We start from the raw sequence: 22,337 nt of genomic DNA on the forward strand, positions 1-22,337 counted from the left end.
GCGAGCGGGCGCGGTCCGGCCGGTGAGGCGGGCCGCGCCCGGCCGGTCAGGCCCCGTCCACGTCCCGGCCGGTCACGTCCCGGCGGTCCGCGGCGAGCGTGCCCGACCAGCGCCGGAACAGCGTGTGTTCGACGCCGAGCGCGTCGAGCACCTTTCCGGCCACGAAGTCGACCAACTGCTGCGCGGAGGCCGACGCCCCGGCGCCGTAGAAGCCCGGACTGGCCGGTAGCACCACCGCGCCGGCGTCGTGCAACGCGATGAGGTGTTCCAGGTGGCTGCGGGTCACCGGGGTCTCCCGGGGCACCACCACGACCGGACGGCGCTCCTTGAGGTTCACCTCGGCGGCCCGTTGGAGCAGGTCCTTGGAGAGGCCGATCGCGATGCCGGCGCAGGCCGCGGTGCTGGCCGGCACGACCACCATGCCGCGTACCCGGTAGGAGCCGCTGCTCGGGCCGGCGGCCAGGTCACCGGCGGGCCAGTACCGGAGGTCCGCGCCGGTGAGGTCACGGTCGAGCCACCCGGCCAGGTCCGCGGCCCAGTGCGCGTCCCGGAAGGGCCGGCCGGTCTCGTCGAGCACGGTCAGCCGGGCGGCCCGGGAGACGACCAGGTCGACCGCCGCGCCGGCGTCCAGCAGTCCCCGGACGACCGCCGCCGCGTACGGGGTCCCGGAGGCACCGGAGACGCCCACCACCCATGGTTCGCGCATGCCGTAAGCCTGCCAGGCCAAATGTCCGGTGGGTCGACGGGGCTTCCCGCCGCATGGGATTCTCTGAGCCGGCGATCCACCTCCATGGAAGGGCCGGTGATGACGGCGGCGGTGCTGCGGGCGCTGCGATCCGACTGCCCCGTCGCGCCCCGGTTCTCCCCGTACGCCGACGAGGTGCAGGGCTGGCTTGTCGACCACCTCGACCGGCTCGGCCTGCCGCTGGATCCGGGCACCCGCCGACGGCTGGCCCGCGCCGGCTTCGCCCGGTACGCCGGCCGGCTCTACCCGGACGCCACCGAGCCCGACCTGCGGGTGCTGTCCGCGCTGTTCACCTGGTTCTTCCTGGTCGACGACGCCTGTGACGGGCCGGACGGGCTGGCCCCGGCGCAGATCCGCGCGCTGCGCGACGGCGCGCTCGCGCTGCTCCGCGAGGGGCCGCGAGCCCGCCACCCGGGGTTCACCGGTCCGCTGCGCCGGCTGCTCGTGCAGGCGTGGCGGGAGCCACGGCACCGGATGCCGGCACGCTGGCGGCTGCGCTTCGCCGACGCGGTGGCCGACCACCTCGACGGCGTGTCGCGGGAGACGGCTGCCACGTCGGCCGGCCGGCCGCCCGGCGTCGCGGAGTATGTCCGGTTACGCCGGGCCACCTCGGCGGCGTACGTGTCGTACCCGCTGATCGAGTTCGCCGCCGGTCGCCCGCTGCCCGACGCGGTCTACCACCATCCCACGCTGCGCCGTCACGCGGACCTCGCCAACGACCTGCTCTCCTGGTTCAACGACATCGCCTCGCTGGAGCGGGACCGGGTCACCGGCGGGGGGCACAATCTGGTGCTGGCGGTGGCCGCCGAGCGGGGCGTGCCGTTGCCGGCCGCGGTCGACCTGGTGGCGGCGCACTGGCGCGCCGAGATGAGCCGCTTCATGGCGCTGCGCGCGGCGGTGCCGTCGTTCGGCCCGGCGTTGGACGAGGCCGTCACCATCCATCTCGACGGGGTGGCCGCCGCCGTGCGCGGCACTGTCGACTGGACGCTGGAGAGCGCCCGCTACCCGGTCACCGCGACGCCCTGACCGGCTGACCGGGGCCCGGGGACCGGGGAGGTCAGGGGCGCAGGCCGAGCCGGACCACCAGGTCGAGCAGCGCGAGCACGAACAACGCGATGCCGACGAACCCGTTGGCGGTGAAGAACGCCCGGTTGACCCTGCTCAGGTCGGTGGGGCTGACCACCAGGTGCTGGTAGCCGAAGGCGACCGCGGTGAGCGCCAGCCCGATCCACCACAGCCAGCCGAAGCCGACGAGCGCGCCGAAGCAGATGAACAGCGCGAACGTCACCACGTGCGCGACCGTGGAGGCGTGCAGCGCGAAGCGCCGGCCGTACCGGGCGGGGACGCTGTGCACCCCGATCTCCCGGTCGATCTCGGAGTCCTGGCAGGCGTAGATCAGGTCGAAGCCGCCGATCCAGAGGCCGACCGCGGCGCCGAGCAGCCAGGCCGGGCCGGACCCGTCCAGCGTGCCGGTGACCGCCAGCCACGCGCCGACCGGGCCGACCGCCTGGGCGACCGCGAGGATGGCGTGCGGCCAGTTGGTGAAGCGCTTGCCGTACGGGTAGACGACCAGCGGCACCACGGCCAGCGGCGCGAGCATCAGGCAGAGCGGGTTGAGCAGCGCGGCGGCGGCCAGGAAGACCACGAGCGCGACGGCCGCGCCGGTCCAGGCCGTTCGTACGCTCACCGCCCCGGTGACCAGTTCCCGGTTCGCGGTACGCGGGTTCCGGGCGTCGATCCGCCGGTCCAGGATCCGGTTGGCGGCCATCGCGAACGTCCGCGCGCCGACCATCGCCACGGTGATCAGCAGCAGGTCGAGCCAGCGCACCCGCCCCCCGTCGACCCGCATCGCGGTCAACGCCGACAGGTACGCGAACGGCAACGCGAACACCGAGTGCTCGATCGCGACGAGCTTCAGGAAGGACGTGACCCGGCCGGGCCGTTCCGCCACCGCGGTCATCAGATTCCGTACTCCTGCCAGCGCTTGTCGACCAGGGAGGTCACCTCGGGGGACATCCGCATCTCCTCCGGCCAACCTCGGGTGTACCCCTCGGTGGGCAGCTTGCGGGTGGCGTCCACGCCGGCCTTGCCGCCCCAGAACTGCTGGTACGAGGCGTGGTCCAGGTGGTCCACCGGGCCCTCGGTGAGGAGCAGGTCACGGGCGTAGTCGACGTTGCCGAAGGCGCGGAACGCGACCTCGTTGTAGTCGTGCACGTCGCAGTCCTCGTCGACGATCACGATCAGCTTGGTCAGCGACATCATGTGCGCGCCCCAGATCGCGTTCATCACCTTCTGCGCGTGCTTCGGGTAGCGCTTGCGGATCGACACGATCGCGCAGTTGTGGAACACGCCGGCGGCGGGCAGGTCGTAGTCGACGATGTCCGGGATCAGGAAGCGCAGCAGCGGAGCGAAGATCCGCTCGGTGGCCTTGCCGAGGCCGTGGTCCTCCTGCGGCGGCTGGGACGTGACGATCGAGTGGTAGACCGGGTCGCGCTGCATGGTCATGGTCTCGATGTGCAGCACCGGGAACGGCTCCACCGGCGTGTAGAAGCCGGTGTGGTCGCCGAACGGCCCCTCGGGCAACCGCTCGCCCGGTTCGAGGTACCCCTCCAGCACGACCTGCGCGTGCGCCGGCACCTGCAACGGGACGCTCAGGCAGTCGACCATCTCGACCCGCTCCCCGCGCAGGAAGCCGGCGAACAGGTACTCGTCGATGTCGGCGGGGAGCGGCGCGCTGGCCGCGTACGCGACCGCCGGGTCGGCGCCGATGGCGACCGCCACCGGCAGGCGCTGCCCGAGCCGCTCGGCGACCGCGTGGTGCGCGGTGGAGTTCTTGTGGATCTGCCAGTGCATGCCGAGCGTGTTCCGGCCGTGCTGCTGGAGCCGGTACAACCCGAGGTTGCGCTTGCCGGTCTCCGGGTGCTTGGTGTGGGTCAGCCCGAAGTTGTGGAAGATGCCGCCGTCGCCCGGCCACACCTGCAACCCGGGCAGCCGGTTCAGGTCGACGTCGTCGCCCCGGTAGACCACCTGCTGGCAGGGGGCGGTCCGGACCTTCTTCGGCGGCATGGACTTGAGCTGCATGACCTTGCCGAGCCCACCCATCATGCCGGTGAAGCCCTGCGGCAGTTCCGGCTTGAGCAGCTCGCCGATCCGCGCGCCGATCTCGTCGAGCGACTCGACGCCGAGCGCCATGGCCATCCGCTTCTCGGTGCCGAACAGGTTCACCGCCACCGGCATCTCGCCCCGGGTGGGCCGCTCGAACAGCAGCGCCGGCCCACCGGCACGGACGGTCCGGGTGACCACCTCGCTGATCTCCAGCGTGGGGTCGACCGGGACGCTCACCCGCCGCAGCTCACCGGCGCGTTCCAGCGCCGCGAGGAAGTCCTTGAGATCGTCGTACGGAAAGCCACGCCCCATGCCTCCATCCTCCCCCACCCTGCTGAGGTGCAAGGAAGGGCCCCTTGTTAACGCATTCGGCAGAGGCGGGGCCCCTTTTAACGCCCCGTCGGGCGGGTAGTCGGCGGCATGGGCGACGAGCGGGTGCCGGCGGGATTCAGCGAGCAGCGGGCCCAGGTCGGCGATGTGGAGATCAACTACGTCCGGGGCGGTCAGGGGCCGACGCTGGTGCTGCTGCACGGCTACCCGCAGTGCTGGCGCATGTGGCGGCACGTGCTGCCGGAGCTGGCGCGCTCCTTCGAGGTGATCGCCCCCGACCTGCGCGGCTTCGGCGACAGCGACGCCCCGCCCGGCGGGTACGACAAGAAGACGGTCGCCGCCGACCTGCACGGGCTGCTCACCGCGCTCGACCTGGCCGGGGACATCCGGCTGGTCGGCCACGATCTCGGCACCATGGTCGCGTACGCCTATGCCGCCGCCCATCCCGACTCGGTCGCCCGGCTGGTGCTCAGCGAGGCGCCGATCCCGGACGAGAGCGTTTACGCCATGCCCGCGCTCACCGCGGCCGGCCCGGCGGTGTGGAACTTCGGCTTCTTCACCGTGCCCAACGGCCTGCCCGAGCAGCTCGTCGCCGGCCGCGAGGCGCTCTGGGTCGACCGGTTCACCGACTCGATCATGGTGAACAAGGGCAGTCTCGACCCGGACGACATCGAGGAGTACGCCGGTCACCTGCGCGACGAGGCGCACCTGCGGGCCAGCTTCGCCTACTTCCGGGCGTTCGGGCAGGACGTCGCGGACAACACGGCGTACCGGGGCACGAAGCTGGCGATGCCGGTGCTGGCCGTCGGCGCGCAGGCCAGCCTCGGCGCCCAGGTGGCCGAGCAGGTGCGCCGGTACGCCGACTCGGTCACCGGCGAGGTGGTCGAGGACTGCGGCCACTGGCTGTTCGAGGAGCAGCCGGCGACGCTCACCGCCCTGCTGCTGCCGTTCCTCAAGGGCTGACGGGCGGGCGGGTCAGCCCCGGCGGGCCGACTCGACGAACGCGCGCCAGGCGGCCGGGCGGAACGTCAGCACCGCGCCGGCGCGGTCCTTGCTGTCGCGGACGGCGACCACGCGCGGCAGGTTGTCGGCCACCTCGACGCAGTTGCCGCCGTTGGTGCTGCTCCGGGTGCTGGTGCGCCACCGGGCGCCGGTCAGGTCCGCCATGTCTCCGCCACCTCCACTAGCAACTCCATCGACTGCCGGGGCGGCAGCGCCTCCCCCTCGATCGACTCCCAGGACGACCGGACCGCCAGCACGTCCTCGGTGTGGTCGATCACCTGACCCTTGAGCTGATCGTCCAGATAGACGACGTCCTCCCCGCTGGGGAGCGTAGCCAGCACGAAGGCCCCGGCGACACCGGGATATGCGCCGACCGAGGCGGGCACCACCTGGAGCCGGACCCGGGGCCGCTCATTGACCAGCTTGACCAGCCGCAGCACCTGCTCGCGCATCACCAGCGGGCCACCGACCGGCCGGCGCAGCACGTGCTCGTCAAGCACCGCGACGAGCTGCGGCGGCTTCTCCCCGGTCAGCACCGCCTGCCGGGCCAGCCGGGCCTCCACCCGCTGCTCCACCTCCGCCTCCTCGAACAGGCCGACGCTGCGGAACAACGCGCGAGCGTACGCCGAGGTCTGCAACAGCCCGGGCACCACCGTGTTCTCATACGACCGCAGCACGGTGGCCTGCCGCTCGTTGGCCTCCCACGCCCGCATCCACTGCGGCGACCCGAATCGGGTCAGCATCCGGCCGAACGCGCCACCGGTGTCGAGTGCCACGTCGGCCCGCTCCCAGAAATCCGGCGGCGGCTTGCGCGCCCCGGTCTCGACCATCGCCACGGTCGACGGCGAATAACTGATCGCCTTCGCCAGATCCTCCTGGGTCATCTTCCGGGCCGCGCGCATGTGTCGCAGCTCCTCGATCAGCACCTGTAAGCGGTCGTCCATCCGCACGCCCTCCTCACGGCCGCGTTCCGCGTGTCTCACCGACCTCACCGAGCGCCCGCCCCGACACACTGGGTGACCATACGCCTTCCGGCAGTAGCCCCGCCGTCCCGAAACTGGGCGCAGCGGAATCGTTCGGATCCGACCCGAAAGGACGGACGAAACTGCGGAGGGGCCGTCCGGTACGTCGGCGGCGGACGGCCCCTCCCTCCAGCCCGGCGATCGAGGAGAGGACCGTGCGATGACGCGACGGCACGACCCGCACCGCCCACTGTGGCTCTGCCGGGCCTGCGGCGGCCCGTGGCCGTGCGGCGCCGCCCGACTCACCCTGCTGGCCGAGTACGGGGACAGCCACGTCACTCTCTGCGTCTATCTCGCCGGGATGTTCCACACCGCCGTGGAGGATCTGTACCGGCTCGCCCCGCAGGACGCGCCGAAGCCCGCCGCGCTGCACGAGCGCTTCCTCGGCTGGGCCGCCCCGCGCCGCCCCCGACGTGAAGGAGGGGCCCCCGGTTAACGCCTCCGGTAGAGGCGGGGCCCCGCTTAACGCCCGCCGCCTTTTCGCCCACCGCCCGCTTCAGGCGGCCGGCTCCCAGGCGTACCGGTGCAGTGGCGCGTCGAGCGGCGCGGCGGTGAGCCGGTTCGCGAACGTCGAGATGGTGTAGGTCCCGACGCCGAGCACGACGTCCAGCGCGTGTCGTGGCTGCCAGCCGGCGGCCAGGAACGCGTCCAGTTCGGCGTCTCCGACCGCGCCCCGGTGGTCGAGCACGGCGACGGTGCACCGGCGCAGCGCCTCCAGCCGGGGCTCGGGCAGCATGCCGCCGGTTCGCAGCGCGTCGATCAGCTCGGGCGCGGCGTCCTGCCGGGTGAGCGTGGCGGTGTGCATGGCCACGCAGAGGTGGCACTCGTTGCGGGTGGCGACCGTCAGCACGACCACCTCCCGGGCGACCGGGTCGAGGTCGGTGGCCTCGAAGGCGGCGTTGGCGGCGAGGAAGCCCTTGAGCAGCTCCGGTGAGCCGGCCATCAGGCCGACGGCGGCGGGCAGGTGGCCGAGTTTGCGGTGGACGCCGGCCATGACCGGGCGGGCGGCGGCCGGTGCGGTGTCGGGTTCGTACGCGGTGAAGCGGGACATCCGCGGTCCCCTCTCGTAAGATGGTCAACGTGGTTGACCAAACCGTAAACCAGGTTGTCGAACATGGCAACGCCTGACCGCCCCGGCTTCGCGCTGCCGCTGCTCCTGCTGGCCGGCTTCCGCACGCTCGTCGACGACCTGCACGCCGAGCTGGCCCGGCACGGGCACCCCGAGTTGCGACCGGCGCACGGCTTCGTCCTCCAGGCCGTCGGGCCGGCCGGCACCACCGCCTCCGACCTCGGGCAACGCCTCGGCGTCTCCAAGCAGGCCGCCGGCAAGACGGTGGACCGGCTGGTCGCGCTCGGCTACCTGGAACGCGTGGACGACCCCGCCGACGCCCGCCGGAAACTGGTCCGGATGACCGCCCGGGGCCACGACGGGTTACGCCGCTCGGCGGTCGTCTTCGACGCGCTGCGCGACCGCTGGGCGGCCACGCTCGGCGCGGACCGGGTCGCGGCCATCGAGGACGACCTGCGCCGGATGGTCCCCACCGACGTGTTCCGCCTCGACGTGCCGGGCTGGTTCGGCGGGTGATGGACACGAACGGGGCACCCGACCGGCGTCGGGTGCCCCGTTCCGAACACCACTACCGGAAGATGACGTCACTTCTGGTGACCTTGCAGTTGGCGTCGTTCCAGCCCTCACCGAGGTAGCTGGGTTCGCTGCCCTTGGCCACGCCCTTGTACTTGCCGCAGATGACCGCCGAGCCGATCACGACCACGCGGGTGATCGTCGCGGTGTCGTTCCAGTTGCTGTTGATGCCGGCGAGCATGTCGATGTCGTCGACGAGGACGTTGTCGACACGCACGTGGCGGGTGTACGAGGTGGAGCAGTTGCCGCAGGCGCGGTACAGCTTGCCGGACCCCTTGAGGTAGAAGCCGGAGATGCTGACGGTGCCGTTGCCGTTGTGCTGGAAGGTCTTGTCGCTGCCGCTGCGCGCGCCGCCACCGATGACGTAGGACGTACCGCCGTTGGTCTGCTTGAAGGTGGCGGCGTCCTCACCGATGTCGTTCCACCACACGTTGCGCAACGTGCAGGTGCCCTCGCAGTGCACGCCGTCACCGGCGGGCGAACCGAGGATGACGTTCTGGAGCGTGCCCCCGTTGGCAATCTTGAACATCGGGTCCTGCGACTCGCCCTGCCCACCGTCACCCATGCAGCAGTACGTCTTCATTCCACCGTCGAAGGTGCCGGAGACGTTGACCGTGCTGGAGATGTTCACCGAGCCGGCCGACGACGGCCACGCACCGGTCGGCGTGCCCGGGTTGCCGGTCGGGCCGGACGTCGGACCGCTGGTGGGACCACTGGTCGGGCTGGTGGTCGGCGTCGACCCGCCGCTGGAGTACGTCTCGAACTCGGCGATCCGCGGGGTGCCGGACGCGCCGGTGATGACGAAGGAGATCTTCTTCAGCGACGTCGAGGAGAAGGTGATGACGCTCGGGGCGCTGCCGCCGCTGGCCAGGACGGAGCCCGTGTCGTAGTTCTTGAGCTGCCAGCCGCTGATCGAGCCGCCGCCCGAGGCCTGCACGATGACGGCCGAGGACACCGTGGTGGCGCTGCCCCACTTGACCGAGACCGTGCCGGTCGAGCCGCTCGGCGACCAGTAGGTGCCGGCGTTGCCGTCGATGACGTTGCCGTAGCTGGTGCCATCGGCCTTGCTGGAGCCGTCGGCGCCGGCGCCGAGGCTCAGGTTCGTGGCGGCCGACGCGCTGGGGACCTGCAACGCCAGCGCGACGACGGCACCTGCGACCGCAGCGACACCGCCGGTCAGCCACCGAGTGGCGACTTTGCGTCTCATCCGGTTTCACCTTTCAAGCGTGTGTACCCTGTGTTAGAAAGCGCTTTCAGGTAAACCATAGACATCTATCGATGTCAAGGCAAGGGCCATCCTCTCTGTCATGCTGGCCGGATGGACGACGCGTACGTGGTGGGTGATCCAGACGGCCTCAGCCCGCTTCAGACCCAGATCCGTGACGCGGTGGCCCGCGAGCTGCACGCCCAGTTCGCGCTCCGGGCCGACCGCCTCGACCTGGCCGACCTGCCCGAGGTGGCCTACCAGATCACCTGTCGGATCGACGAGGTGCTGAGTCGCCGCGTCACCGCCTCGTAGGCGTCCTCACCTCCGCCCCCGCCGTCACCGCCCTCTCGCCGTCGGTGACGGCCGCGTCACGTGCCCCCACGTCAACTGGGTTCCCGCAACGAGGCGGCCGGTCCGCCTCGACGGGCACGAGCGAACGGCCGTGGAATCGGAGATCCCATGAAGAGGCTCGCTCTCCAGGCCGGGCTGGCCGCGTCGGCCCTCACCGCCGCGCTGCTCGCCGGCGCGTCCCCGGCCTCGGCCGCCACCACCACGATCCCGTTCGCCGCCACCCAGGACAGCTACGTCAGCTCGTCCAGCCCGAACGCCAACTTCAACAGCACCAACTCCCTCGTGGTCGGCGCCGCCCCGGTCCGGATCTCCTACCTCCAGTTCACCGTCACCCGCCTGACCGACCCGGTCTCCAGCGCACGCCTGCGGCTGCACGTCCAGAACACCGCGAACGCCCCGAGCCCCAACGGCGGCACCGCGCAGGAGGTCGGCACGGCCTGGTCGGAGAGCACGCCCACCTACGCCAACCGGCCGGCGTCCGTCGGGGCTCCGCTCGGCTCGCTCGGCACGGTCCGGAGCAACACCTGGTACGAGCTGGACGTCACCGACCCCGTCACCGGCAACGGCGAGGTGGCGTTCTCGCTGTCCTCCCCCAACCCGGACGGCGCGTTCTACGACAGCCGGGAGTCCGGCACGTACGCGCCGATGCTGATCGTCACCACCGGCCCGCCACCGACCGGGGACAACGTGCTGCTCAACGGTGGTGACATCTCCGCGTGCAGCACCACCGGGGCCGCGCAGACCGCGCAGATCATCGCCCGCGAGCCCGGCACCGTGATGGCCGGCGGCGACCTGACCGACAGCGGCACGGCCGACCAGCTCGCCAACTGCTACGACCCGACCTGGGGACAGTTCAAGAGCCGCACCAAGCCCATCCTCGGCAACCACGACTACCTCACGGCCGGTGCGATCCCCACCTTCACCTACTTCGGCGCGGTCCTGCCGCCCGGCAAGGGCTACTACTCCTTCGACAAGGCCGGCTGGCACATCATCGTGCTGAACAGCGACTGCTCCCACGTGGGCGGCTGCCAGGCCGGCTCGCCCCAGGAGACATGGCTGCGTGCCGACCTGGCCGCACACCCGAACCGGTGCACTCTGGCCCACTACCACCACCCGCTGTTCAGCTCCGGCGGCCGGACCTCCTCGAACATGCGCCCGCTGTTCCAGGCGCTCTACGACGCGGGCGCCGAGATCGTCATCAACGGTCACAACCACCAGTACGAGCGGTTCGCCCCGCAGAACCCGTCCGGCGTGGCCGACCCGGAGCGGGGCATCCGGGAGTTCGTGGTCGGCACCGGGGGCCGGCCACTGATGAAGACGTTCCCCGAGCCGGCGGCGAACAGCCAGGCCAAGAACGGGAACACGTTCGGGGTGCTCAAGCTGACGCTCTCCCCGAACGCCTACATGTGGCAGTTCCTCCCGGTGGCCGGCGCGACCTTCACCGACTCCGGCAGCGGCACCTGCCACTGACCGACTGTCACACCCTCCCCACAGGATCCCCGGTCGTCGTCGGCTGAGCGGGCGACGATGCGACCGCCGGGAGTCGGGCGACTCCCGGCGGTCGGCGCCGCGCCCCGGTCGGTGAGGGAGGTGGCGACACGCGCCACCGGGGAGCCGCCGTCGTCAAGACCCCCGAACGGTGATCGGCCGGACGGCCGAAGACCGAACGGCCCGTCTCCACACACGTTCGGCAGTCCGGGCGCCCCGACGGGGCCACGACCCGCCCCTGGCGGTCCGCTTGCGCACTGCCTGTTCGGGCCCGCCAACACGAATTCCCGAGAAACGCGTCACCCGTCCGGACCGAGCCACCTGAACAATTCGTACCACCGTGGACGGTCGCCGTCGGGCAAGTAATTTTTCCGACGTTGCGATGCCCCCTCGGCGAATGGTTCGGTCAGTTCACCGAAACAATTCTCACGTGAATTGGCGGGTGACAACGGCCATGGCAACATTCGATCAGAGACACCAGACCGTGCGTGGCAACCAATTCAACGCCGACCGGATCGACCTGGGCGACGCCACGTTCACCGGGCTTCCGGACGACGACCCGGCTGCGCTCCTCCACCGGCTCGACGCCGTCCGCGCCGCGGTCACGCAGGCCACTGCACGTGGCGTCATCGACCCGTCGGCCGGCGCGACGATCGCCGAGGAGCTGCGGGTCGCCGCCACGAGCATCGCCCGCGACGACCGGGCGGAGGCGTCGACCCGCGTACGCCGGGCCACCGAGGCGCTTCAGGTCGCGGCGCCCGTGGCGGCCATCGGCGCCGCGCTGGTGACCGTGTGGAACGCGCTCGGCGGGGTGTCCTGATGGCCGGCTACGACCAGAGCAACCAACGGGTCTTCGGCGCGCAGATCAACGCCGACACGGTCATCGCCGGCGTGGCCACGAGCCCGGACGAGTTGATGGGGTACGGCCGGCGGGCCATTGCGGAGGGGCTCTATCCGAAGGCGGTCGAGTTCTTCTCCGAGGCGATCGCCAAGGGCGCGGCCGGCGCCGACCCACACTATTATCTGGCGCTCGCACTGCTCGGCGGTCGCAAGCCCAGCCGGATGGGAAGCGGCGCCCAACGGACCATGGACCAGGTGGACGATCACCTCGGTCGGGCCCTCGGGATCGAGCCGACCGCCGCCCACGTCCGCGCCCTCTGGATCGCGCTCAAACGGGACCACTACGCCGACCGCATCGACCACGGGCCGAGCGTGGCGGAACTCCAGACCGGCCTCGGCGCGGTGGCCCCGGTGCACGCCGCCGAGATCACCCCCTTCACGGAGAGCCGGGAGGACCCGCTCTGGCAGGCCACGCTGGCGGTGGCCCGGGCCGGGATCGACGCGCGTCGGCCGAACGTGCACCGCTACTTCATCCGTACCCCGAATCCACCGCTGCTCGGGACCGCCACGACGATGATGATCATCGGCGGGGTGCTGGCCGGGCTGGGCCTGATCCTGCTGCTGATCGCGCTGAAGGAGACGGCGCTGTGCTGCCTGGCGGTGCCGCTCGGCATCGGCGGCGCGGTCATGCTGGTCAAGGGCTTCCAGGAGTACACGTCGCTGACGTCGGCCTACCAGCGCGACCTGGCCGCGTCGCAGCCCAAGCCGACCGACGAGCAGATGGACCTCTGGCTGTACTTCGACAAGTTCGGCATCAGGGACCACGCGTTGCGTCACCTGGACACCGCCCTGGACGATCTCGTCTGCGAGCCGCAGCTCGTCATCGGGCCGGCGTCCCCCACCCAGCAGGCGCGCGGCCAGGACGGCGTGCTGCGCTTCTCGCGCTACAAGATCGTCATCCTGCTCCTGGGGCAGAGCCGGATCTCGGTGTTCTCCTGCGAGTGGGACTTCATCCGCTGCATCGTGTCGAACACCGACGCGTTCGACTTCCGCTACCGCGACATCACCGGCCTGCGGATGCGGCAACTGCACGGGGTCACCGAGGGCAGCCAGCTCGTGATCAAGGGCGAGGACGGGCGGGACGTCCCGGTCCACTTCAACAAGATCTTCGAAATGATCATCGCGGGCACCGACCGGATCGCCGTCACCATCGACGTCACCGAACAGGGCACCGGCACCGGGCTGCAACCTACCGGGGCCACCGCCACCGAACGTCTCATCCGACGCCAACTGGACGAGGCGGGACGCTAGACCGCCGCGGTCGGTACCCCCCGGCCGGCCGCGGCCCAGCGTCAGTTGACCCCGGCGTACGAGTGCAGGCCGGTGAAGAAGAAGTTGACCCCGAACAGGTTCATCAGCATGGTCAGGAAGCCCACCACGGCGATCCAGGTGGCCACGTTGCGTTTCACGCTCGGCGTGGCCCGCGCGTGCAGGTAACCGGCGTACACCACCCAGGAGATGAACGCCCAGGTCTCCTTCGGGTCCCAGCCCCAGGCGCGACCCCAGGCCGCCTCGGCCCAGATCGCGCCCGCGATGACCGCGAACGTGAAGATCGGGAACGCGAAGGCGTGCGTCGTGAAGGTCAGCCGCTCCAGCCCGGCCGCCGCCGGCAGCCGGCGGGCCAGGGTGTACGGGAAGCTGCGCCGTCCCTGCTCCCAACCGGCCCGCATCAGGTACGCGGCGGCCGGCACCACGCCCAGCAGGAAGATGCCCGAGGCGAAGATGATCGTCGACACGTGGATGATGAACCAGTACGACTGGAGCGCCGGCATCAGCGGCACGACCTGGACGTAGAGCTTCAGCTCGGCGAACGCCAGCAGCAGCACCATCACCAGCGTCAGGAACAGCCCGAGCCGGCGCAGCGACGGCTGCTTCCAGAGCACCACGAGCCACGCGGCCACCCCGATCCAGGTGACCGTCAGCACGAACTCGTACATGTTGCCCCAGGGCATCCGCTCGGCGGCGATGCCCCGCGTGACCACCGCGCCCAGGTGCAGCGCGGCGGCGAGCGCGGTGAGCCAGGCGGCGATCCGCCCGGCGAGCGCGGCCCGCGCGGCCGAGCGGTCGGGACGCGGCGACGCGACCGGCGCGACCGGCTCGTCGACGGTCCCCCCGGGGCTGCCGACGCCCGCGCCGACCAGTTCGCGGGCCGGGGCGGCCACGGCCACCTTCCGCGCGTTGCCCAGCGCGAACTCCACGGCGTGGCTGATCATCGCGATCAGGTACGTCAGGATCGCGAACGTGACCAGCTGATCCGAGAGTGCGGACATCACTCGTCTCCTTCTCGCGCCCGCCGCTGCTCCGGCCCGCCGCCGCTGACCGCGGCGACGAGCTGCGCGAACTCGTCGGCGAACCCTGGGTGCTCGGTGCGCGGCAGCCCACCGGCCTCCACCAAACTACTACCGCCCGTCGGAGATCCACCGTCGGGGGGCGACACCCGGAACCAGACCCGCCGCCGCCGGGCGAACAGCGAGCCCATCAGCCCGAGCAGCAGCGTGCCGCTGGCCACCAGCAGCAGCGTCTGGCCGGGCGCGTGCCGGACCGCCAGCGTCACGTACGGTCGGGTGCCGACGAACTCCAGCGTGCTGCCGTCGTCCAGGGTCCACGTCTCGCCCGGCCGCAGCAGCTTGGTGCCGATCTGCTTCAGCTTGCCGTTGTCGACCTGCCGCGTGTCGAGTTGGTAGACCGAGCCGGGGATGCCGGCGTCCAGCCCGAGGTTGCCCCGGTAGGCGGTCAGGTTCAGCGCCGGGTTCCGCTCGGCCGGGAACTGCGACGCCACGTACGGCGCGCGGTCCCCGGCGGTGGGCAGGTAGAGCCCGTCGAAGGCGACCTGCTGGTCCGGGGCCCGGGTGCCGGTCTTCGGGTCGACGTTCGCGTCCGGGAAGACCGCCACGCCCTCCTCGGTGGCGTTCGGGTCACCGGTACGCAGGAACGGGTCGTCGCTGGTCTGGCTGGTGCCGAACCGGTCGGTGTACTTCAGCACCGGCGCGTAGCCGTTGCCGAGCAGGTACACGTTCGCCGAGTCGAGCCGCAGCGGTGAGTTGACCGAGAAGCCGGCGGTGCGGGTCGGGTCACCGGGCGAGTCCACGCTGACCGTGGCCCAGAAGCGGGACGCCTGCCCGGAGTCGAGGTAGTCGGCCTCGAACTTCTCCAGCGTGAGGCAGAACGGCGGCAGGTCGGCGCTGTCCACCCGAGGGCCGAGCGACGCCTCGGCGTACTGCTGGCGGGTGTTGCAGAACGCGTTGTCCGCGCCGGCGACCAGGATCCGGTTGCCGTGCCAGCCGTACCAGGAACCGATCGCGACCCCGAGCAGGACGGCGATCAGCGACGTGTGGAACAGCAGGTTGCCGGTCTCCTTGAGGTAGCCCTTCTCGGCGGAGACCTCGTTGCCACGGACGGTGACCCGCCACCGGCGGCGGCGCAGCACCGCCGCGATCGCCGCCGCGTCGGCGGCGGCCGGGGCCTCCAGCACCGCGTGCTGCGGCAGCCGCTCCAGCCGTTTCGGCGCGGCCGGCGGACGCATCCGCAGCGCCCGGACGTGGTCGCGGGTACGCGGCAGGATGCAGCCGATCAGCGAGGTGAACAGCAGCACGTAGATCGCGGCGAACCAGACCGAGCCGAAGACGCCGAACATGCCGATCTGGTCGAGCCGGGGCGCCAGGTCGGGGTGGTCCACGAACCACTTGTCGACGTTCTCCGGGTTGACCCCGCGCTGCGGCAGCACCGAGCCGGGGATGGCGGCGACCGCGAGCAGGAACAGCAGGATCAGCGCGGTACGCATGCTGGTGAGCTGCCGCCACGAGTTGCGCAGCAGGGCCAGCACCGGGTTGACCCGCCGCCGGGGCGCCTCGGCCGGCGGAGTGGCCGGTCGGTCGTCCACGGACGTCATCAGATGCTCACCTCACCCACGCCCACGTGCGTCTGCAACCAGATCACCACGTTCGTCCAGCCGCCGGTGACCAGCGCCAGGCCGATCACGATCAGCAGGGCCCCGCCCACGCGGGTGACCCATCGGCTGTTGCGCCGGACGGCGCGGAACACCCCGAGCAGGCGTTGGAAGCCCAGCCCGAAGACGACGAACGGTACCCCCAGCCCGAGGCAGTACGCCACGGCGAGCACCACGGCCCGGTCGGCCCGGCCCTCGGTGGCGGCCAGGCCGAGCACCGCGCCGAGCGTCGGCCCGGTGCAGGGCAGCCAGCTCAACGCGAAGACCGCGCCGAGCACCGGCGCGCCGAGCAGGCCGGCGGCGGGCAGCGCGCGGATGCGGAACTCGCGCTGCATGCCGGGGATCACCCCGAGGTAGCCGAGCCCGAGCACCACCACCAGCGCGCCGATCACGATCTCCAGCGTGCGCTCGTACCGGAAGAAGAGCTTGCCGACGCCGGAGAAGAGGATGGCGGTGGAGACGAACACGGCGGTGAAGCCGGCGATGAACAGCAGCGTGCCGGCGAGCACCCGTCCCTTCACGGCGGCGGCGCTCCGCACCGGTGCCCGCTCCGCCACCGCGACCCCGCCGCCGCTGTTGACGGGGGGCCCCTCCGCTACCGGAGGCGTTAGGCGGGGCCCCTTCCTTGCACCCTCCAGGTCGGCGCCGGCGAGGCCGGTCACATACGACAGGTAGCCGGGCATCAGCGGAAGCACACACGGGGACAGGAAGCTGACCAGGCCGGCCAGGGCCGCCGCGCCGACCGCGAACAGCAGCGGGCCGGACGCGGCGAGCCGGGCGAACGTCTCGCCCATCAACGGGAGCCGTTCGGCGCCGGCCGCTCGGCGGCGACCTTCTCCACGACCGGCCGCAGCTCGTCCCGGGTCACCGCGCGGCGGATCACCACCGCGATGCGTCCGTCCCGGTCCAGCACCACGGTCGCCGGAGTGCTGTTCGGCGGGATGTCGAAGTTGAGCGCCTGCCGACTGGACGGGTCGAAGATGCTCGGATAGGTGACCCGGCCGGACTCGAACGCGATCGCCTTGTCCTTGCTGTCCTGCACGTTGATGCCGAGGAACGTCACGCCGGCGCCCTTGGTGGCCTGGTAGGTGGCCTCCAGGTCGTCCGCCTCGGCCCGGCAGGGCGCGCACCAGGAGCCCCAGAAGTTGACCACCACGACCTGCCCACGGTCGCGGGCGACGTCGTAGTTTCCGCCGGTGAGCAGCTCACCGCTCACCTTCGGGGTCTTGGACCGCTGGTCCGGGGCGCACGTCACGGTGAGCCCGTCGGCCGCGCACCGGCTCTCCTGGCTGCCGGAGGAGCAGCCGACCAGCGCCGTACCGGCGGTGACGGCGGCGAGCAGGGCGGCGGCGAGCCTCCGGGTGAGCATCAGGCCCCCTTGGCCGTCCGGGCGGTCGGCGAGATCGCGATCAGGTGGGCCGCCGGCTCGGAGTAGCCGATGCCGGCGATCCGGGCGCCGTCGAAGTGGAACGAGGTGAGGCTGGCCAGGCCGCACTGCCGGCGACGCGGGTCGTGCCAGAGCCGCTTGCGCTCGACGTAGCGGCGCAGCGTCCAGATCGGGAGCTGGTGCGAGACGAGCACCGCCTCGCGCCCCTCGGCGGCGACGCGGGCGGCGTGCAGCGCGGCGAACATCCGCTCGGCGATCACCTGGTACGCCTCACCCCAGGACGGCGTGACCGGGTCGCGCAGCACCCACCAGTTACGCGGGTCGCGGAACGAACCGTCCCCCGGGGAGACCTTCTTGCCCTCGAACCAGTTCGCGCTCTCGATCAGCCGCTCGTCGACGCCGACGGAGAGGCCGAACTGCGCCGCGATCGGCTCGGCGGTCTGCTGGGCGCGTTCCAGCGGGCTGGCCACCACGTGCACCACGGTCCGCTCGGCGAGCGCCTGGGCCGCCGCCTTGGCCATCTGCACGCCCAGCTCGGAGAGGCGGAAACCGGGCAGCCGGCCGTAGAGGATGCCGTCCGGGTTGTGCACCTCACCGTGCCGCAGCACGTGAACCACAGTCTCCGCCATTGGCTATACCCCCTTCGTTCGCGACTGCGGGGCTCGCAAACCCGGCTCACTCCTCGCGCTCACTGCGGCCCCCTTCGTTCGCGACTGCGGGGCTCGCAAACCCGGCTCACTCCTCGCGCTCACTGGCCCCCCCGTGTCCCGCTGCTGCCGCCGCCCGCGCCGCCACCGGCAGGGCGGCGGCGATCTGGTCCCACGCGGCGTCGTCGATCGCCGCCGAGACGAACCACGACTCGAACGCGCTCGGCGGAAGGTAGACGCCACCGTCGAGCATCGCGTGGAAGAACGCCTTGAACGCCGGCACCTGCTGGGTGCGGGCGCTGTCGTAGTCGCGCACGTCGGCGTCGGTGAAGAAGATCGAGAACATGTTGCCGGCGGTGGAGAGGCGGTGCGGCACGCCGGCCTCGGAGAGCGCCTCGGAGGCGAGCCTGCCCAGCGCGGCGGACGTCTCGTCGAGGCGCCGGTAGAGCGCGTCGTCCGCGAGCCGCAGCGTGGCCAGGCCGGCCGCGCAGGCCAGCGGGTTCCCCGACAGCGTGCCGGCCTGGTAGACCGGGCCGGCCGGGGCCAGCTTCGCCATGATCTCCGCGCGCCCGCCGAACGCCGCCGCGGGCAGGCCACCACCCATGACCTTCCCGTACGTCCACAGGTCGGCGTCGGAGGCGTCGAGGCCGTGCCAGCCGGCGCGGGAGACCCGGAACCCGGTCATCACCTCGTCGACGATGAGCAGCGCGCCGTGCGCGTGGGCGATCCGGGCCAGCTCGGCGTTGAAGCCGTCGCGGGGCGCGATCACGCCCATGTTGCCGGCCGCCGCCTCGGTGATGACCGCCGCGATGTGCGGCCCTTCGGCGGCGAAGGCGGCCTCGACCGCGCCCAGGTCGTTGTAGGGGAGCACGATGGTGTCGCCGGCCGCCGCGCCGGTCACGCCGGGCGAGTCGGGCAGCCCGAACGTGGCGACGCCGGAGCCGGCGGCGGCGAGCAGCGCGTCGGAGTGGCCGTGGTAGCAGCCGGCGAATTTGATGATCTTGGCGCGACCGGTGAAGCCCCGGGCCAGCCGGATCGCCGACATGGTCGCCTCGGTGCCGGAGTTGACCAGGCGCACCTGCTCGACCGGCGTCCGCGCGACGATCTCCTCGGCGAGGTCCACCTCGCCCGGGGTCGGGGTGCCGAAGCTGGTGCCCAGCGTGGCGGCCTCGCGCAGCGCCTCCACCACGGCGGGGTGGGCATGGCCGAGGATCAGCGGGCCCCAGGAGCAGACCAGGTCGACGTAGCGTCGCCCGTCGGCGTCGAACAGCCAGGGCCCCTCCCCCCGGACCATGAAGCGTGGGGTGCCGCCGACCGCGCGGAACGCACGCACAGGGGAGTTGACCCCGCCGGGCACGAGGGCCTTGGCGCGGTCGAACAGGGCCTCGGAGGCCGGAGCGTCGGCCGGGTAGCGGCCGGATCCGGCGGAAAAGGTCTCGGTCACGATGCCCCCATTGTGTCAGCGCCCGCCCCCTCCCCGACCAGCACCCCGCCCCGGGCGTTACCCGCCTCACCCCGCGCGGTTCCCCGGAAAGAGTGGCCGTCTCGCGTTCCATGGCCACTCTTTCCGGGAAACCGCGCGCGCCCGGAGGTGCGGCGGGTGGGCGGGAAGGGCGGGAAGCGCTCGACGGGCCCGTTGGTGGGGATCGCGATAGGCTGACCGGGTGGATCGTGCCGAACTGTCCATCACCGTGCACCGGACGGGTGACGAAGCCGTGCTTCGCCTGGCCGGTGAGATCGACATGCTCACGGCCGCCCAGCTCTCCACGGTGGTCAACGAGGTGCTGGCGGATCCGCCGCCGCGCATCGTGCTCGACCTGGGCGGCGTCACCTTCTGCGACTCACAGGGCCTCGGCACGCTCGTGGTGCTCAGCCGCAAGGCCAGCCACTCCCAGTGCGTGCTGATGCTGAGCAACGTGGGCGACTTCCTGCTCCGCGTCCTCGACATCACCGGCCTCCGCAGCGCCCTGATGATCCGCTGACCCGACCTCCTCGCGATCGTGCACTTTCGGCCCCACGTTTGGGTGATTCATCCCTTACGTCGGGGCCGAAAGTGCAAGATCAACGAGGTCAGGTGATGGGGAGGTCGCGGCGGCGGAAGGTGTGCAGGCCGGTCAGGGTCAGGGTGACGGCCAGGGCGGTGAGCAGGAGCAGCGGAGTGGGGGTCCAGGTGGCGCGCAGCACCTGGGGGGTGTGCGTGAACGGGGACAGGTCCAGCAGCCACTGGTTCAGGTTCAGCACCGCGCCGAGCTGACCGAGCAGCACGCAGAGCGCCAGCACCGCCCACGCGGCCGACGCGAACCGGGGCAGCAGCCCGTGCAGCAGCACGGCCAGCCCGGCCAGCACCCAGGCCGCCGGCGCCTGGGCCAGCCCGGCGCCGAGCATCCGGCCCACCTGCCGGGGCACGTCGCCCACGCTGAAGCCGTACGTGAGGCCGGTGGCCAGCCCGGTCACGGCGAGCACCACCACCGGGCCGAGCAGCGCGAACACCACGTGCGAGAGCAGCCACGTCGAGCGGCGCGCGCCGGTGGCGAGCACCGGTTCGGCGCGCCCGGCGGACTCCTCCGCGCGCATCCGCAGCGCCGCCTGGATGCCGTACCCGGCGGCGGCCAGCCCGGCCAGGCTCAGCGTGGCGCCCAGGTAGGCGTCCGCCAGCCCGGACGCCCCGCCGAGCCGGGCCATGATCTCCTCCAGCCGCGGGTTCCCCTCCACCGAGCGGCCGGCCGCCTCGGCAGCGCCGCCCAGGATCAGCCCGAGCAGGCCGAACCCGACCGACCACCAGAGGAGCTGCCCCCGGTGCAGCCGCCAGGCCAGGCCGAACGGACCGGACAGCGCGCGGTCGGCGGTGGCCGGCCCGAGGCGGGGCGGCAGCAGGCCCGCGCCGAGGTCGCGGCGGACCGAGATCGGGTACGCGAGCGCGGCCAGCAGCACCGTGGCGGCCAGCGGGAGCAGCAGCACCCACCACCGGTCCCCCTCGTACGCCCGCACCCGGGCCGCCCAGCCCAGCGGCGACAGCCAGCTCGGCCAGTCGTTGCCGGCGGTGTCCCCGACCAGGCGCAGCCCGAAGGCGGCGCCGAGGCCGGCGAGGCCGATGCCCCGCGCCCCGCCGGCCGTCTCGGTGAGCTGCGCGGCCAGCCCGCCGAGCGTGGCGAAGACCATCCCGGTCGACGCCGCGGCCAGGCCGTACGCCCAGGAGCCGGCAGCCGGCAGCCCGGTCGAGGCGAGCCCGGCGGCGGTGAGCAGCCCGAGCAGCAGGTCGGCGGCGTACGTGACGAGCAGCGCGGCGGTCAGCCCGGCGTACCGGCCGAGCACGCTGCCACCGAGCAGCTCCCGCCGGCCGGCCTCCTCCTCGGTGCGGGTGTGCCGGATCACCGTGAGCAGGCTGGCCAGCGCCACGATCACCAGCAGGAACCCGCTGCGCTGGGCGGTCAACGCGCCGACGCTGTCGCCGTAGACCGGGCCGAGCAGCGCGACGATGGACGGGTTGCGGGCGGTCCCCTCGGTGTAGGCGGCCCGCTCGGCGGCGGTGGGGAACAGCTCGAAGAAGCTGGTCGCGTACGACATCGGCAGCACGGCGAGGACCAGCACCCAGAGCGGCAGCAGGACGCGGTCCCGGCGCAGGATCAGCCGGGCCAGGTGCCGGGTCCCGGTGAGCGCGCTCACGAGGCGACCTTCTCGGGCGTGGTCTCGTAGTGCCGCAGGAACAGTTCCTCAAGCGTCGGCGGGGTGCTGACCAGGCTGCGGACGCCCAGCTCGGTGAGGCGGCGCAGCGCGGCGTCCAGCGCGGCGGCGTCCACGTCGAAGCGCACCCGGTGCCCGTCCACCCGCAGGTCGTGCACGCCGGGCAGGTCGGCCAGCCCGTCGAGCGGGGCGGAGACCTCGGCGTCGATCGCGGTGCGGTGCAGGTGACGCAGGTCGCCGAGCGTGCCGGACTCCACCGCGCGGCCGGCCCGGATGATGGTGACCCGGTCGCAGAGCGCCTCCACCTCGGCCAGGATGTGGCTGGAGAGCAGCACGGTGCGACCGTCGTGGCGGGCCCGGCGGACCCAGTGCTGGAACACCTCCTCCATCAGTGGGTCGAGCCCGGAGGTCGGCTCGTCGAGGATGAGCAGCTCGACGTCGGAGGCGAGCGCGGCCACCAGGCCGACCTTCTGCCGGTTGCCCTTGGAGTAGGTCCGGCCCTTCTTGCGCGGGTCCAGCTCGAACGACTCCAGCAGCTCGGCGCGACGCCTCGGGTCGAGCCCGCCGCGCATCCGGCCGAGCAGGTCGATCACCTCACCGCCGCTCAGGTTGGGCCAGAGCGTGACGTCGCCGGGCACGTACGCGAGGCGGCGGTGCAGGGCGACGGCGTCCCGCCAGGGGTCGCCGCCGAGCAGTCGGACAGCCCCCGCGTCCGCCCGCAGCAGGCCGAGCAGCACCCGGATGGTCGTCGACTTGCCGGAGCCGTTGGGGCCCAGGAAGCCGTGCACCTCACCGGTGCGGACGCTCAGGTCGAGTCCGTCGAGCGCCCGGGTCCGGCCGAACGTCTTCACCAGGCCGGACACCTCAATGGTGTTTTCCATACT

At 72.2% G+C, this 22,337-nt stretch carries 24 protein-coding genes; 9 read left to right on the forward strand and 15 right to left on the reverse strand.

The window, feature by feature from the left end; all coding sequences use genetic code 11:
- Positions 1-46: 46 nt before the first annotated feature.
- Positions 47-706: a UbiX family flavin prenyltransferase gene (locus ACIA6B_RS08575; protein WP_396772151.1), complete on the reverse strand. Its 660-nt coding sequence runs from the start codon at positions 704-706 to the stop codon at positions 47-49.
- 99 nt (positions 707-805) lie between these two features.
- Here ACIA6B_RS08575 and ACIA6B_RS08580 point away from each other — a divergent pair, with 99 nt between their 5' ends.
- Positions 806-1,771 carry a terpene synthase gene (locus ACIA6B_RS08580; protein WP_396772554.1) on the forward strand — a complete coding sequence of 322 codons (966 nt, stop codon included), beginning with the start codon at positions 806-808 and terminating at the stop codon, positions 1,769-1,771.
- 31 nt (positions 1,772-1,802) lie between these two features.
- Here ACIA6B_RS08580 and mqnP read toward each other — a convergent pair whose 3' ends face one another.
- Positions 1,803-2,705 (reverse strand): menaquinone biosynthesis prenyltransferase MqnP, encoded by a 903-nt coding sequence (mqnP, locus tag ACIA6B_RS08585; RefSeq protein WP_396772152.1) that lies wholly within the window; start codon positions 2,703-2,705, stop codon positions 1,803-1,805.
- Positions 2,705-4,162, reverse strand: a complete 1,458-nt coding sequence (locus ACIA6B_RS08590) for a menaquinone biosynthesis decarboxylase (protein WP_107154633.1) — start codon at positions 4,160-4,162, stop codon at positions 2,705-2,707. The genes mqnP and ACIA6B_RS08590 overlap by 1 nt, the downstream gene beginning before the upstream one ends.
- A 108-nt stretch (positions 4,163-4,270) precedes the next feature.
- On the opposite strand from ACIA6B_RS08590, the gene ACIA6B_RS08595 reads away from it, so the two are divergent.
- A complete protein-coding gene (locus tag ACIA6B_RS08595) occupies positions 4,271-5,143 on the forward strand; it encodes an alpha/beta fold hydrolase (RefSeq protein ID WP_396772153.1) in 873 nt (290 codons plus the stop codon).
- Between the two features lie 12 nt (positions 5,144-5,155).
- On the opposite strand, the gene ACIA6B_RS08600 is transcribed toward ACIA6B_RS08595, so the two are convergent.
- Entirely contained in the window at positions 5,156-5,347 is a 192-nt protein-coding gene (locus tag ACIA6B_RS08600) for a DUF397 domain-containing protein (protein ID WP_281943667.1), read from the reverse strand.
- The gene (locus ACIA6B_RS08605; RefSeq protein WP_396772154.1) at positions 5,335-6,126 is read right to left on the reverse strand and encodes a helix-turn-helix transcriptional regulator; all 792 of its coding nucleotides are present in this window, start codon (positions 6,124-6,126) and stop codon (positions 5,335-5,337) included. The genes ACIA6B_RS08600 and ACIA6B_RS08605 overlap by 13 nt, the downstream gene beginning before the upstream one ends.
- Positions 6,127-6,364: 238 nt before the next feature.
- On the opposite strand from ACIA6B_RS08605, the gene ACIA6B_RS08610 reads away from it, so the two are divergent.
- Complete coding sequence (locus ACIA6B_RS08610; RefSeq protein ID WP_396772155.1) at positions 6,365-6,640, forward strand: hypothetical protein; 276 nt, start codon at positions 6,365-6,367, stop codon at positions 6,638-6,640.
- A 60-nt stretch (positions 6,641-6,700) separates the two neighbouring features.
- Here the strand turns inward: ACIA6B_RS08610 and ACIA6B_RS08615 are convergent, their stop codons facing one another.
- Positions 6,701-7,255, reverse strand: coding sequence for a carboxymuconolactone decarboxylase family protein (locus tag ACIA6B_RS08615; RefSeq protein WP_396772156.1), 555 nt, complete (start codon positions 7,253-7,255; stop codon positions 6,701-6,703).
- Positions 7,256-7,318: 63 nt separating this feature from the next.
- Here ACIA6B_RS08615 and ACIA6B_RS08620 point away from each other — a divergent pair, with 63 nt between their 5' ends.
- Positions 7,319-7,789, forward strand: coding sequence for a MarR family winged helix-turn-helix transcriptional regulator (locus ACIA6B_RS08620; RefSeq protein ID WP_396772157.1), 471 nt, complete (start codon positions 7,319-7,321; stop codon positions 7,787-7,789).
- A 52-nt stretch (positions 7,790-7,841) separates the two neighbouring features.
- Here the strand turns inward: ACIA6B_RS08620 and ACIA6B_RS08625 are convergent, their stop codons facing one another.
- The gene (locus ACIA6B_RS08625; protein ID WP_396772158.1) at positions 7,842-9,053 is read right to left on the reverse strand and encodes a pectate lyase; all 1,212 of its coding nucleotides are present in this window, start codon (positions 9,051-9,053) and stop codon (positions 7,842-7,844) included.
- Between the two features lie 111 nt (positions 9,054-9,164).
- On the opposite strand from ACIA6B_RS08625, the gene ACIA6B_RS08630 reads away from it, so the two are divergent.
- From ACIA6B_RS08630 to ACIA6B_RS08645, 4 genes are all read left to right on the forward strand, one after another.
- A complete protein-coding gene (locus ACIA6B_RS08630; RefSeq protein WP_396772159.1) occupies positions 9,165-9,365 on the forward strand; it encodes a hypothetical protein in 201 nt (66 codons plus the stop codon).
- A 147-nt stretch (positions 9,366-9,512) separates the two neighbouring features.
- A complete protein-coding gene (locus ACIA6B_RS08635; protein WP_396772160.1) occupies positions 9,513-10,874 on the forward strand; it encodes a DNRLRE domain-containing protein in 1,362 nt (453 codons plus the stop codon).
- A 502-nt stretch (positions 10,875-11,376) separates the two neighbouring features.
- Positions 11,377-11,712 (forward strand): hypothetical protein, encoded by a 336-nt coding sequence (locus ACIA6B_RS08640; protein WP_396772161.1) that lies wholly within the window; start codon positions 11,377-11,379, stop codon positions 11,710-11,712.
- On the forward strand, positions 11,712-13,043 hold the full coding sequence (locus tag ACIA6B_RS08645) for a hypothetical protein (RefSeq protein ID WP_396772162.1): 1,332 nt from the start codon (positions 11,712-11,714) through the stop codon (positions 13,041-13,043). The genes ACIA6B_RS08640 and ACIA6B_RS08645 overlap by 1 nt, the downstream gene beginning before the upstream one ends.
- A 41-nt stretch (positions 13,044-13,084) precedes the next feature.
- On the opposite strand, the gene ccsB is transcribed toward ACIA6B_RS08645, so the two are convergent.
- The 6 genes from ccsB to hemL all read right to left on the reverse strand — a co-directional run bounded on the left by ccsB (position 13,085) and on the right by hemL (position 19,216).
- Positions 13,085-14,062, reverse strand: coding sequence for a c-type cytochrome biogenesis protein CcsB (gene ccsB, locus ACIA6B_RS08650; protein ID WP_396772163.1), 978 nt, complete (start codon positions 14,060-14,062; stop codon positions 13,085-13,087).
- Positions 14,062-15,681: a cytochrome c biogenesis protein ResB gene (locus tag ACIA6B_RS08655; protein WP_396772164.1), complete on the reverse strand. Its 1,620-nt coding sequence runs from the start codon at positions 15,679-15,681 to the stop codon at positions 14,062-14,064. The genes ccsB and ACIA6B_RS08655 overlap by 1 nt, the downstream gene beginning before the upstream one ends.
- A complete protein-coding gene (locus ACIA6B_RS08660; protein ID WP_396772165.1) occupies positions 15,681-16,532 on the reverse strand; it encodes a cytochrome c biogenesis CcdA family protein in 852 nt (283 codons plus the stop codon). Before ACIA6B_RS08660 ends, ACIA6B_RS08655 begins: the two co-directional genes overlap by 1 nt.
- On the reverse strand, positions 16,532-17,107 hold the full coding sequence (locus ACIA6B_RS08665) for a TlpA family protein disulfide reductase (protein ID WP_396772166.1): 576 nt from the start codon (positions 17,105-17,107) through the stop codon (positions 16,532-16,534). The genes ACIA6B_RS08660 and ACIA6B_RS08665 overlap by 1 nt, the downstream gene beginning before the upstream one ends.
- On the reverse strand, positions 17,107-17,754 hold the full coding sequence (locus tag ACIA6B_RS08670; protein WP_107154617.1) for a histidine phosphatase family protein: 648 nt from the start codon (positions 17,752-17,754) through the stop codon (positions 17,107-17,109). The genes ACIA6B_RS08665 and ACIA6B_RS08670 overlap by 1 nt, the downstream gene beginning before the upstream one ends.
- Positions 17,755-17,860: 106 nt before the next feature.
- On the reverse strand, positions 17,861-19,216 hold the full coding sequence (gene hemL, locus ACIA6B_RS08675; protein WP_396772167.1) for a glutamate-1-semialdehyde 2,1-aminomutase: 1,356 nt from the start codon (positions 19,214-19,216) through the stop codon (positions 17,861-17,863).
- A 220-nt stretch (positions 19,217-19,436) separates the two neighbouring features.
- On the opposite strand from hemL, the gene ACIA6B_RS08680 reads away from it, so the two are divergent.
- Positions 19,437-19,754 (forward strand): STAS domain-containing protein, encoded by a 318-nt coding sequence (locus tag ACIA6B_RS08680; protein ID WP_396772168.1) that lies wholly within the window; start codon positions 19,437-19,439, stop codon positions 19,752-19,754.
- An 88-nt stretch (positions 19,755-19,842) separates the two neighbouring features.
- On the opposite strand, the gene ACIA6B_RS08685 is transcribed toward ACIA6B_RS08680, so the two are convergent.
- A complete protein-coding gene (locus ACIA6B_RS08685) occupies positions 19,843-21,435 on the reverse strand; it encodes an ABC transporter permease (RefSeq protein ID WP_396772169.1) in 1,593 nt (530 codons plus the stop codon).
- The gene (locus tag ACIA6B_RS08690) at positions 21,432-22,334 is read right to left on the reverse strand and encodes an ATP-binding cassette domain-containing protein (protein WP_396772171.1); all 903 of its coding nucleotides are present in this window, start codon (positions 22,332-22,334) and stop codon (positions 21,432-21,434) included. Before ACIA6B_RS08690 ends, ACIA6B_RS08685 begins: the two co-directional genes overlap by 4 nt.
- Positions 22,335-22,337 lie beyond the last annotated feature (3 nt).

The organism is Micromonospora sp. NPDC051141, assembly GCF_044455765.1.
In the GTDB taxonomy this organism is placed as follows: Bacteria; Actinomycetota; Actinomycetes; order Mycobacteriales; family Micromonosporaceae; genus Micromonospora.